Source organism: Faucicola osloensis (assembly GCF_020041925.1).
GTDB classification, from domain to species: domain Bacteria; phylum Pseudomonadota; class Gammaproteobacteria; order Pseudomonadales; family Moraxellaceae; genus Faucicola; species Faucicola osloensis_D.
On the sequence record NZ_CP083409.1, the window covers coordinates 1,338,923 to 1,351,696 of the forward strand.

Genomic DNA, 12,774 nt, shown 5'->3' on the forward strand with positions numbered 1-12,774 from the left:
AGAGAGAAAAATATGTCCAATCCCCCAATGAGTGATGCCGCCCGCCAGAACATCGCACAACAAGACAATCACCCATTAAAAGGCTTTGCTGTTATCTATGAGCAAAAAGTGGAATGGGGCGATATGGATGCGTTCAATCACGTCAATAACGTGGTGTATTACGACTATGCCCAGCGCGCACGTATCCACTACCTTCAACAAGTTGATATGTTTAACTTAAAAACTTATACCGTGCTCGCTTCGTCATCTTGCCAATATTTAAATTCGGTCACTTTCCCCGATGTGCTTTGGATTGGCATTCGTGCCAAAAAAATAGGCAATACCAGTCTGACCCATGACTATGTTTACTTTAGCACTGCCCAGCAAAAAGTCGTCGCTACCGCCTCCTCAGTCATTGTATTTTTTGACCAATCCGGTAAAAACAAGCAACCGATTTCTGATGCTCAACGCCAACAACTTACCGAGTTAGAAAGTCATACGGTTTAACTGTTACTAAAATTGTTAAAAAAAAGCCACAAGCTGCAATGCTGGTGGCTTTTTTGTCTGATAAATTGCTATCTCGTAAATCACTCTTTGTGGTCTGGGTTGGCAACGGTTTCGACCAAGTTTAGGTTAAACCCTGATAACGCGTTGAATTTAAGCGGTGATGACAGCAAACGCATATCACGCACGCCCAGATAACGTAAAATCTGTGAACCAACCCCAATGCTGCGGTAGGGTTGGTGTTTAAGCGGTGAGTTGGGTTTGTCAGCGACAAAGTTATCGAGCGCTTCGCCCATATCAATTGCTTGCTGATGCCCAATCCAGACAAACACGCCACGCTCGGATTGGCTAATTTCTTTGAGTGAGGCATAGATATCCCAATTACTCTTACCGCTGTTGGGTAGCTGCACGGTGAATAAATCGCGCAACGGCTGGAAGCTATGCACTCGCACAGTGCTCACACCTTCTTGAGGGTTGCCCTTGACCAGTGCCAAATGGGTATCCTCTGAATTTTTTTCTTTAAAACGATAAGCAGTAAACTCACCAAACTCAGTTTGCATCGGATAGGTCGCAACCATTTCGACCGTTTGCTCATTGGCAATACGGTAATTAATCAAATCAGCGATGGTGCCGATTTTTAAGCCATGTTCTTTGGCAAAAATCTCTAGGTCATCACGGCGCGCCATTTCGCCATCTTCTTTGATAATTTCACAAATCACTGCCGCAGGTTCAAGTCCTGCCAAGCGTGTTAGGTCACAGCCGGCTTCAGTATGACCGGCACGGTGTAGCACACCGCCATTTTGTGCCACGATCGGGAATACATGACCAGGTTGTACGATGTCTTCTGGCTTGGCAGTCGAAGATACCGCTGTTTGGATGGTTCTGGCGCGATCTGCTGCTGAGATACCTGTGGTGACCCCTTCTGCCGCTTCGATTGATACCGTGAAGTTGGTGCTAAATTTAGCGCCATTTTTATCCGACATAAGCGGTAAATTGAGCTGTTCACTGCGGTCAGCGGTGATGGTCAAACACACCAAGCCACGCGCGTGGGTAATCATAAAGTTAATATCTTCTGGGCGTACATGGGTGGCTGCCATCACCAAGTCGCCTTCGTTTTCACGGTCTTCATCATCCATCAAAACGACCATTTTGCCTGCACGGATGTCATCGATAATTTCTGCCGTTGTATTAAATGCCATAAAAGTGCCTTTGTTAGCTATTTATTGGAATAACATTGATTAAAAAACTAAAAAACTGATTAACAAATAGGGACAGAAAATAAGCGCTATCAGCTAGGTTTGTTCAAAATATTGTCCAAATTAACCTTAACAATCACCTCATCAAACTGGGTGAAGCTAGTATGCGCGCCCATTTCTTATTTGCGCGCTATTATAGCATCAACTCAGTGAGTCTAAGCAGCGAAATATTAATAGCCATACGCGCTGGTAGCGTACGCAGACATAAGGTTAGGGTAGATTAGTTGAAAAAATTAACAAAAAGAGCGGATTTTGTATAATTTTTGAGCAAAAATTAAAAAAACTGGTATATTATTACTGAATGATTAATAAAAATTACATTCTTAATACGTTTGAAGAAAACGCTATTAAAAAGTCATAGACGTCTAACCGATTTATTTATCTAAGGATCCTGTGATGTCAGTCTTTTATCTTATCTACACGAGCAAAATTAACTTACAAGCAAGTTTGCATACGATGACGTTGCCTGATATCTATCGTCAGTCAGTCGCGCGCAACACCCAGGCAAATGTCAATAGCGTACTATTTCTCAAGCAAGGCAACTTTCTACAATATATGGAAGGTAGTGAGTGCACTATCACCCAACTATTTAACAAAATCAAAGCCGATAAAAGACACAAAAATATTCACGTCATTGAGCAGGGTCAGGCGCCCAATGCGCTGTTTGGGCACTGGAAAATGCACTGCATCAATTTAGATAGCGTCAATGATATGGATGATGTCGATGATATCAGCCCCCTGCTAGACTATTTTGAAACTGCGCAATTTGATAGCGCCAGTGTACCAAGGTTGCTTGCGGATGTAGAAAATTATTATCGCTCGGGCAAATGGCAAAGGCATCAACATACCAACTTTGATAAGGGCAGTTATAGCCATGCCACGCTGCGCCGATTGGGCTTTAAGCATCGCTATTTTTTGTGGATTCAGCTTGGGTTTTTATTGGTGTTCTTATTGCTGGTGATATACTGGGTATTACAGAATAGGGTTCATTGGGCTGCGCTAAATCATCCATTGTCTGCTTTGACAAGTTTTTTAGCCACTGCCCTTTAACCACTGTATAAAGGCATAGGTTTGCTGTTCTTTGGCATTATCAGCAAAGTCAAACAACCGTGTGCCCAGCAAATTATCAGGCAGATACTGCTGTGGGTGGTAATGGTTGGGGTAGTCGTGCGGATAGACATAATTGGCGCCATAACCTTCGGCGCGCATCAGCTTGGTGACGCCATTACGCAAATGTAGCGGTACAGGCGATTGGTCATTTTCAGCCAGTCGCATTGCTTTATTGATCGCCTGGTAACTAGAATTGGACTTCGGCGATGTCGCCAAATACACCACCACTTGCCCCAAAATAATTCGCGCTTCAGGCATACCGATGCTCTGCACGCTTCGCAGGGCGGTATCGGCAAGTAGTAACGCATTGGGATTGGCAAGTCCGATATCTTCACTTGCCAAAATCACCAACCGCCGCGCAATAAAGGCAGGGTCTTCGCCCGCTGTCAGCATCCGCGCCATCCAATACAGTGCCGCATCAGGGTCACTGCCGCGGACTGACTTAATCATCGCTGACACTAGGTCATAATGGCCATCACCTGATTTGTCGTAGCGTACCAAGCTTGCACCTGCCACCGCGATGACATTGTCATCAGTCACCACAATCGGTGACTGGCTGCCTTGCTTAAAATTGGGGCTTGATTGAATGGCGAGTTCAAGTAAATTCAATGCCTTACGGGCATCGCCTTGCGATAGCGCAAAAATCGCTTGGCTTGATTGTATTTCAATCTTAAATTGTTTAAAAACTGCATCATCGTCAATGGCACGTTGTAGTACTTGGCTGATTTCATCTTCGCTCAAGGGATTGAGCCGATATACTTGGCAACGGGACAATAGCGCATTGTTGACACTAAACGAGGGGTTTTCGGTGGTCGCACCGATTAAAGTAATGTCCCCTGACTCAACCGCGCCGAGGAGTGCGTCTTGCTGGGCTTTGTTAAACCGATGAATCTCATCGACAAATACTACCGGCGGCTCGCCAAACAAGCCGTCATCTTTTGCCAGTACTTCACGCAGCTCTTTGACCCCTGCATTGATAGCCGAGAGCGGGCGAAAAGGACGACCCACCGCATCGGCTAATAGCATGGCTAGGGTGGTTTTGCCAATGCCTGCTTCCCCATGCAAAATAATCGATGGCAAGTAACCTTGCTCAACAATACGGCGAATCGGCGCATTGGCACCGAGCAAATGGGTTTGTCCGATTACCTCGTCAAGTGATTTTGGGCGGACACGTTGGGCAAGGGGGATTTGGTTAGTTTGGCTCATTGGTTAAGGAATCAGCTTAAATTCGTTGCTAAGGTTTTCAGCAGATGTTATAGGGTTGGTGGTTATATTTGGATCATAGGTTAAACCAAAAATTTGGGCTTGATAATTTTTATTAAAATCCAAAGGTTTCGATGAATCGTCAATTTTGGTGATGAAACTTAGCGTTGCACCCTGTGGAATAATCATATCAAGTGAACGACAAGCATCTGACACGCCACCCCAAACGACATCTTTTTTATCTTTTTCAAACAAAGCGACCGTAATAGACTCATTACAGTTGTTAATGCGCAAGCTTTTCTCTTTGGCCGTAATCGAGATGCGTAATTTTTTATTCGGTAAAGGCTCGGCTAAAATATCGCTTGTAGTAGTATGAGTTGGAACAGCAGTCTTTGACTCAGATGTTGTGGCTGGATTTGAATTTTGCTGCATAGAAGGCACTGAACATGCTAATAAAGTAACGGCGAACATGGCAACCATCAATAAATGCCTCAATAAATGACTAAATTTTAGCATTGTTGCTTTTAGCACCGCTTCTTTTAGCATCGTTTCTTTCCTTATTATCTAGCATGACACCAAGTTTGTTAAATCAAGTTTTTTAAATAACGCCTAGTATTCTAGTGTAGCAAACAAGGACGTGGGCGGCTAAATGAGTTAAGGAGTGATGTTGTGTTTTTTTTGTTAAAACGCAACGCGGTTGTTAGGTATGGTTTGGCAAAGTTCAAAATCCCTTGTACAGACTGGGATTTTTTTTAGGCATTTTAGCATCCTTAAATGACAGCGGTAAGCTAACTTGTTTGATTTGTGTGAATACTTGAATTGAGAAATATTTTTACTTTGTTAAATAAAAATAAACAGTAATGATGTGAGGCTTAATGAGCCATATTTTTAAAAAAACTACAATATTGTTAATATGACAAGTGTAGATTGACGGGTCATTTTTTTCTTTTTACAATCTCATACTTTAGTTAATATTCAAACTGACAGTTAGTGCTCACTTTGGTATTTCATTATTATTTAATTAAGCATTATTTAATAAGACATTATTTAACAAGACAGTTTTTTATAAGACAGTTTTTTGGTAATACGGGCATCATAACGGCGACCGCATCAATTACTAGGGTAATTGACGGCTTGCGGGGTTGTTATGTTGCGGCAAAGCCATAGGCAAGTTATTAGCGAGTCGTATGAAATTACATCAATCCATCAAACCATCGACTTACCCAGTAAGCCATCCTCTGCAGCCTCTATCACGCGTGCTTACCCTATCTGCGTTTACGGTGGCAATGGTTTCGTTGAATTTGTCCTTATCTTTGGCTGCGACTGCTGCGACCACAGTCACCAAACCCAGCACTACCAAAACGACCCCGACAAAAACTACAACAAAAACCACAACCACGACAAAAACTACCAGTACCCCCACTAAAAATGCTAACAAGCCGCCTGTTAAAACATCAGCTAAAACACCGGCTAAAAATTCTGTTAAAACATCGGTTAAAACCACACCAGCAGTGCCAACCATAAAGCCCACTAGTAGATTGCAGCCCAGTACCAGTGGCGATACCGCAGAGTTTACGCCGGTAATCAATACCCCGCCCAACCCTGAGCCTGTGCTCAATGCTAGCCCTGTCAGGGATGCGCCATCAGCAGACACGCCATCGAAAAAAACCGCGACCCGCTCCAATGAAGTCAAAGGTGGCAAAGCATCTGGGCTCAGCTACGATCCTACTATCAATAATGGGGTGCCTTATCCGCCAAGTTATGGCCTAGATGTGCCCAGTAATTTGACACTGGCACAAGCGCAGCAGTACCTAGTTAAAGTATCACCCAAAGTCGCGGCAGACAATGCGGCAATCGTGAGCAATGAGCTGCGAGCCGAGTCAACCAAAGGTTTAAACAAACCAATTGTGTATCTGGGTGCCAGTGCCACGCATGTACATGTGGATGACAATATAGATACCACGGGCATTAAAAACAACCTAGCCAATGCCATTGACAACGCAGTCAATAACAATATTGGCAATTTGCCCATCACCTTGCCACTGCCTGCCACGCCAGTAGATATCGGTGGCTTAATCACCGACCCGATTCCCAATAGCATCCCTGTCAATGTCGATAAAAATAGAACAGGCGCAAATGTCACCGTGCTATGGTCTGCCTATAACGGACATAAAACCGAAGCAGTGACCAGTTTGCTCAATGGTATGACTGATGAAAGCCGTGCCGATGCTGATTTGTCACTGGATGAACAATACACCACGCTTACCAAACGCTATTTTCAAACCCAGCTTGCCATCATGGCAGCTTATCTACGCGCCGATGCGCTCAATGCGATTCGTGCCACTGACCATGCCGCACAGCGCGCACTGGATGTGGGGCTGATTTCAAAAGTCGAGCGTTTGGAAGCCAAAAAAGCCTTAGCCGATGCCGAATACGAAAATAGCAAAGCACTAAACGATGCTGAGCTTGCCATGACCGCGTTACAGCGGTTACTGCGGACGCCGTATTTTATCAAACCGACATCGCCTTTATTTGTATCCACCAAGCCGTTGCCGCCACTGAGTTATTTTCAGCAGCAGGCTAAAATGCATCACCCAGGGTTTGATAAGGTCGCAGCCAAGTACAACCAAGCCAAAGCGCTGCATGAATTTAGTGAATCCGCCTACAAGCCCAATGTCACCGTCTTTGGTCGCTCTGAAATCGACGCTAACCCAAATTGGATTGCTGGGGTGTCTGCTAACTGGAAATTGTGGGGTGGGGTAGATCGCCGCACTAGCACCCAATCGAGCCTTGCCAAGCTGCACCAAGCCGAATTTAGCCAAGTGGATGTCAATGATAATATTATGTTATTGGTAGAAAAAAATTGGCAAACAGTCAACAATGCACGCGATAATTTTATTGCCTTAAATACCAATATTGAACTCGCCAGTGAGATGCTGCGCTTTCGTCAGCTTGGTTTTAAGGAAGGCGTCAACACGGCCGTAGAAGTGATGCAAGCCGAAGCCAATTTGGAAAAAGCCAAAACTGAGCAAGCCAAAGCGGCAAATGATTATGTGCAGGCAATGGCAGATTTGATGCAAAGCTGCGGTACGCCGCTAGAGTTTAACCGTTATATGCAGGCAGCGGACGTCAAGCTACCCGCGATTTATTTTGAACATCGTAAGAATTAATCAATTATTTTAACCCGTGTCTTTATTTCACCAGTAGGCTTACCGTATGGCTGATCCACAAAACCCAACACCAGACAACGCTAAAGACAACACTTTGGACAGCGCTGCGGATAATGCTAATGCAGCGAACGCCCAAGCTGCCGATGAGCCGCACGCAGAGGACAGCCTGTCAGCCGCTGCGACGGATAACCACTACGTGCCGCCTACCAAAAAACCCAGTAAAATTCGCACCATCATTATTGCTTTGATTATCCTTGGGCTGATTGGACTGGTCGCATGGGGGCTAATCAAAGACAAGCGGGAAACGCGCAGCGAGCCTGTGACCATTCAAGGGCATATGGAAATAGAGCAAACGCCTGTCGCTGCCAAAGTTGCCGGTCGTATTGCCAATATTTATGTCAAAGAAGGCGATGAAATTAGCGTCGGCACACGCCTGATTGATATGGATAGCCCGGAAATCAATGCCAAGGTCGAAGAAGCACAAGCAGGCAGAGAATTAGCCCAAAGCCAACTGGACAAAGCCAACAATGGCGCAAGACCGCAAGAGATTGAAATGGCAAAATACCAGTACGATGCTGCCCAATCCGCGGCTGACCTTGCCAAAGTCACCTACGAGCGTATCAACCGCCTCGCGGCGGAAGGCTTGATGTCGCGCCAAAAACGTGACGAAGCCTATACCAACTATGTCGCCAGTGTCGATAAAGCCAAAATCGCCAAAGCCCAATATGAGTTAGCCAAAACGGGCGCGCGCAGTGAAGATAAAACTGCCGCCCAAGCGCAAGTCAGCCAAGTAGAAGGCAAGCTTAAAGAAGCAATGGTTGCCAAAGAAGAAGCCAATCTTAAAAGCCCGATTGCGGGTATCGTGGACAACGTGATTGTCAAACCAGGTCAAGTGGTTGGACAGGGCGTACCACTGATGACCATTGTCGACCCCAAAGACCAATGGGTCGTGCTTAACGTCACCGAAAATAACCTAAATCATTTTGCAGTCGGTAGTGAATTTAGCGGTACGGTTCCTGCGTTATCGGTCAACAATCAGCCTTACCGCCAAGTGTTTAAAGTGTACGCGAGTTCCGTACTATCAGATTTTGCCACGTGGCGCCCCACCAACAGCAAAGACGGCTTTGATATGCGCACCTTTGAGATTCGCGCGCGCCCGAGCCAGTCAGATACACGCCTAAGACAGGGCATGACCGTATTGGTTGATATACCGGCCAGCCAGCAGCCAAGCCAAACACAATGAAGTCAACCATGATATCAAAACTGACATCAAAACTGACATCAAACAAGCGCTCTAAAGCGTCACCTACATCGTCCGCTGTGCCAAATACCAGTGACAGTGACAGTGTTAGGGCTAGTGACAATGACCATGAGCCTCATGCGTATGCGCAGTTTGATACCCGCTCAGGCTTTGTGCAATTCTTTGCAGCGTTTTGGTACAGTGCGCGCCGTGAATGGGATTTTTTGGTGCAAAATCGCTGGGATTTTTCCTTGATGTTTTGGATGCCCATTGTACTGATATTTTTGGTCTGGTGGATTTTTAGCAAAGGCATGGCAGTCGGGATTCCGATTGCAGTCGTAGACAATGACCACTCCGCGCAATCTGCGACGATTATCCGTTATATTGATGCGACGCCTGAAGTGGCGGTGGTCAAAAGTCTTCATAGTGCCGCTGCCGCCCAGCAAGCCATCGAGACTACCGATGTCATGGCGGTGGTTGAAATCCCAGAGAATTTTTCAACCAATCTACTGGCAGGCAAAACCTCGCGCTTGCTGCTCAATGTCAATGCCCAGTATGGCACGCATTCAGGCATGATACAAAAAGCGGTACAGACAGCAGTTAGTACCTTTTCGGCAGGGGCAGAGATGCAGCGGCGAGTTGCCATTGGCGAAGATGTCACCCTGACCAAAACCAGTTATGCACCGATACAATCGCAAAGTGTGGCACTGTTTAATACTGCCAATAATTATCAGCAATTTCTGGCAGTCACTGTGGTACCAGCCTTATTACATATTTTGTCGATGGTGATTGGGGCGTCAACTGTCGGGCGAGAGCTGGTCGACAAGACGCTAGGTGAGTGGTATCAGTCGCTAACGTCTCCCAAATTTGCCAGTAACCATGCCAGTAGCCACGCCTTTAACCGCCTCTCTAACCCCAGCCATCCTGTGACACTGGGGCACGAAAAACCCAAACTATCGCTGATTATCGCAGGGCTCAATGGCAAACTAATTTGGGCGATGTTTGCCTATACGCTTTGGGCAGCGGTGGCATTGACCTTGGTGATGCAAATTTTCCCCATTCGTTTGGCATCCGTGGCGATTACTTATCTGATATTTTTAATGTTTATGATGGTGTCGTTTTGGCTTGGGGTGATTGTCACGGTCGGCACGTTTTCGTATCGTCAAGGCTTGTCATTTACCGGATTTATCTCAGCGCCATCGTTTGCTTTTTCAGGGGTGACGTTTCCATTTTTGGCGATGAGTCCTGCCGCGCAGCGTTGGGCAAATGCCCTGCCATTAACCCATTATCTCAACTTGCAAACCACCCAATTACAAATGGGCGCACCGCCATCGTTTGCCTATAGCAGCTTTATCGGATTTTTTATTGCCGTTATGATTACCTTGCTGTTAGCCGCGTTGTTGACCAAAAAGGCATTGCTGAAGCCTGAAAAATGGGGGCAACGCTGATGCCCACCCAGACAACGCCCGGCAAAGTCGACGTAAGCAAAGCCCCAAACATTTGGGAGCGCGGTTTTTTGCTGCAAGTGTTGCATGTATGGCGCAGCGTGTTTCAAGACAAAGGGGTGCTCAGTATGCTACTGATTGCCCCGATTATTTATGGCTTTTTTTACCCGTGGCCGTATTCAAAAGAGGTGGTGCGTCATGTCCCTGTGGCAGTGGTGGATTATGACCATTCAAGTCTATCGCAGACCATTATCAGCTACGCCCAAGCCAATCCGCGCATCCAAAGCACCATTGTAAACGATGAAAACAGTGCCAAGCAGCTGATGTGGCAAGGCAAAATTGCAGGCTACATGGTGATACCCTCGGGACTGTATCAAAAAGTGACCACAGGACAACCTGCCAAGGTGAGTATCCTTGCCAACGGTAACTATTTTTTGCTCAATAAACAAGTACAAACGGGGTTTTTAGAAGTCATTGGCACCGTGTCCGCAGGGGCGAAAGTACAAAAAAATGTCGCCATCGGGCAAGATATCACGGTTGCCAAAAACAATATTTCCCCGGTTGCGCTGACGATTAATCCCTTATACAACCGTACCGAAGGCTATGGCAGCTACATTGTCCCTGCGGTTGCGATATTGATTCTGCAGCAGATGTTTTTGATGGGCACGGCAATGCTAGTGGGTACTTGGGCAGAGCAAGACATGCACCGCGCTTCGATGAAAACGTGGCTTGCGCGAATATTGGGCTTAGCGTGTTTTGGTTTTGTGCTCGGTTGTTTTTATTATGGTTGGGTATTTTCCAACAATGATTATATCCGTAACCAAAATCTGACGGGTTCACTGGTACTGCTTGCCCTGTTTTTCCCCGCGGTAACGGCGCTGGGCTGTCTGCTTGGGGTGTGGTTTGGGGCGCGAGAACGGGCGATGCAAATCTTGGTCGCAAGTTCAATGCCGATGCTGTTTGTCTCAGGGATTTCATGGCCGTATCAAATGCTGCCTGAGCCACTGCAGTATTTGCGCTGGGTGTTGCCTAGCACCTCGGGAATGAATGCCTCTGTGATGCTGAACCAAATGGGCGTGCCACTGGCGTATGTCAACGAGTATCTTCTGGCGCTCATAATGATTTTCTTGGTTTGTTTATTGCTGCTACTTTTATTAGCCAGTAAAGAAAGTGAATCGTTAGCAGATTGAGTCTTGCCAACGGTTATTTTCTTTCTCATGCGGTTACACAGGTGGTTAGTTGCCAAATTTGCGATGCGTGTAGCAAGCATCTATCATCCATCATTTGATAAACTTTTCGATAGCACATTGACACAGATGGGAAATCCGTGGTTATCTAGCACAATGAATATAACATAATTGAATTTTTCAACTGATTGGCATATAGGATTTATCAGTGATCAGTATTTTTGATTTATTTAAGATTGGGATTGGACCTTCAAGTTCGCATACCGTCGGACCGATGAAAGCGGCGAATCTGTTCGTTAGCGCATTATCACAGCAGCAGCTACTGACGCAGGTGGACAGGGTGCAAGTCGAGCTGTTTGGTTCGCTCGGTGCGACCGGTAAAGGGCACGGTAGTGATATAGCGGTGATGCTAGGTTTGATGGGGGAGCAACCACAGACGACGGATGTCACCGCTATTTCACAAAAAATTGCCGATATCCAAGCGCAAAACACGCTATGTCTAAATCAGCAGCATGAGATTAACTTTGTTGCTGACAAGGATTTAATCCTAAATGGTAGGGTATCGCTGCCCCATCATCCCAATGCCCTGACTATCACTGCTTTTACAGGCAATGAAATTGTTTACCAAAATACTTATTATTCAATCGGCGGCGGGTTTGTGCAGACCGAGCAAGAAGCCCAAGCAAAAGAACCGGTGATTGAAAGCGTCAAAAAACCGGTACCTTATCCGTTTAACAATGCCAAAGAATTATTACAAATTTGCCAACACCATCAACTGTCAATCGCCCAAGTCGTTCGAGCCAATGAACTGGCTAACTTGGGTGAAGATGAGCTGCTGGGTGGAATTAATGACATTTGGCAAGTCATGCAAGACTGTGTCAATGATGGTTGTCGCCACGATGGTATTTTGCCAGGCGGCTTACAAGTACAGCGCCGCGCCAAGGCGATTTATCAGCAGTTATCCGCTGCCGATAGCCGAAAAGCGTTTAATGACGCCCTTGCCGTGATGGATTGGGTGAATCTGTATGCCTTGGCAGTTAATGAAGAAAACGCCAGTGGCGGACGTGTGGTGACTGCACCCACCAATGGTGCGGCAGGCGTGATACCTGCGGTCATGCATTATTATCGAGATTTTTGTCCAAGTTATACGCTGCAAGGTTTGCATGATTTTCTGCTAACCGCCGCGGCGATTGGCATCATTATCAAAGAAAACGCCAGTATCTCAGGCGCAGAAGTGGGCTGTCAAGGGGAAGTCGGGTCGGCGTGTGCGATGGCGGCGGCAGGGTTAACCTATGTGCTTGGTGGTAGTCCTGCGCAATGTGCCAATGCTGCCGAAATTGGCATCGAACATCACCTTGGCATGACGTGTGACCCGATTGCAGGGTTGGTGCAAGTACCTTGTATTGAACGCAATGCCATGGCGGCAGTAAAAGCGATTAATGCCTCAAGGCTTGCGCTTAAAGGCAATGGGCAGCATGTGGTATCGCTTGATAAAGCCATCAAGACCATGAAAGAGACAGGTAGAGATATGATGTCAAAATATAAAGAAACCGCAATGGGCGGGCTTGCTATCAATGTCCTAGACGAGGATTTTGCCGCCCAGTCAAATCTGATTCCGACGCTGGATGTGACGGTCAATTACAGTCAGTGTTAGTGCTACAATAAAAAAACCGATTCGCC

10 protein-coding genes are annotated in these 12,774 nt (G+C 46.3%); 7 read left to right on the plus strand and 3 right to left on the minus strand.

All coding sequences use genetic code 11. The annotated features are described in order from the left end of the window. The first annotated feature begins 12 nt into the window (after positions 1–12). Complete coding sequence (locus tag LAJ61_RS05900) at positions 13–486, plus strand: acyl-CoA thioesterase (protein WP_224053168.1); 474 nt, start codon at positions 13–15, stop codon at positions 484–486. 80 nt (positions 487–566) lie between these two features. On the opposite strand, the gene ribBA is transcribed toward LAJ61_RS05900, so the two are convergent. Next, on the minus strand, positions 567–1,682 hold the full coding sequence (gene ribBA / locus LAJ61_RS05905) for a bifunctional 3,4-dihydroxy-2-butanone-4-phosphate synthase/GTP cyclohydrolase II (protein WP_224053169.1): 1,116 nt from the start codon (positions 1,680–1,682) through the stop codon (positions 567–569). 453 nt (positions 1,683–2,135) lie between these two features. Here ribBA and LAJ61_RS05910 point away from each other — a divergent pair, with 453 nt between their 5' ends. Further along, positions 2,136–2,789 carry a BLUF domain-containing protein gene (locus LAJ61_RS05910; protein ID WP_224053170.1) on the plus strand — a complete coding sequence of 218 codons (654 nt, stop codon included), beginning with the start codon at positions 2,136–2,138 and terminating at the stop codon, positions 2,787–2,789. Here LAJ61_RS05910 and LAJ61_RS05915 read toward each other — a convergent pair. Beyond that, positions 2,772–4,055 (minus strand): replication-associated recombination protein A, encoded by a 1,284-nt coding sequence (locus LAJ61_RS05915; protein WP_224053171.1) that lies wholly within the window; start codon positions 4,053–4,055, stop codon positions 2,772–2,774. The genes LAJ61_RS05910 and LAJ61_RS05915 overlap by 18 nt on opposite strands. Positions 4,056–4,058: 3 nt before the next feature. Further along, entirely contained in the window at positions 4,059–4,598 is a 540-nt protein-coding gene (locus tag LAJ61_RS05920) for a hypothetical protein (RefSeq protein WP_224053172.1), read from the minus strand. Positions 4,599–5,239: 641 nt separating this feature from the next. Between LAJ61_RS05920 and LAJ61_RS05925 the strand changes: the two genes are divergently transcribed. The 5 genes from LAJ61_RS05925 (at position 5,240) to LAJ61_RS05945 (ending at position 12,748) form a co-directional block, all read left to right on the plus strand. Then, positions 5,240–7,222: a TolC family protein gene (locus LAJ61_RS05925; RefSeq protein ID WP_224053173.1), complete on the plus strand. Its 1,983-nt coding sequence runs from the start codon at positions 5,240–5,242 to the stop codon at positions 7,220–7,222. Positions 7,223–7,268: 46 nt separating this feature from the next. Then, complete coding sequence (locus LAJ61_RS05930; RefSeq protein WP_224053174.1) at positions 7,269–8,465, plus strand: HlyD family secretion protein; 1,197 nt, start codon at positions 7,269–7,271, stop codon at positions 8,463–8,465. Between the two features lie 8 nt (positions 8,466–8,473). Then, positions 8,474–9,910, plus strand: coding sequence for an ABC transporter permease (locus LAJ61_RS05935; RefSeq protein ID WP_224053175.1), 1,437 nt, complete (start codon positions 8,474–8,476; stop codon positions 9,908–9,910). Continuing rightward, positions 9,910–11,097 (plus strand): ABC transporter permease, encoded by a 1,188-nt coding sequence (locus tag LAJ61_RS05940; RefSeq protein ID WP_224053176.1) that lies wholly within the window; start codon positions 9,910–9,912, stop codon positions 11,095–11,097. The genes LAJ61_RS05935 and LAJ61_RS05940 overlap by 1 nt, the downstream gene beginning before the upstream one ends. Before the next feature lie 205 nt (positions 11,098–11,302). Beyond that, positions 11,303–12,748 (plus strand): L-serine ammonia-lyase, encoded by a 1,446-nt coding sequence (locus LAJ61_RS05945; RefSeq protein WP_224053177.1) that lies wholly within the window; start codon positions 11,303–11,305, stop codon positions 12,746–12,748. Positions 12,749–12,774 lie beyond the last annotated feature (26 nt).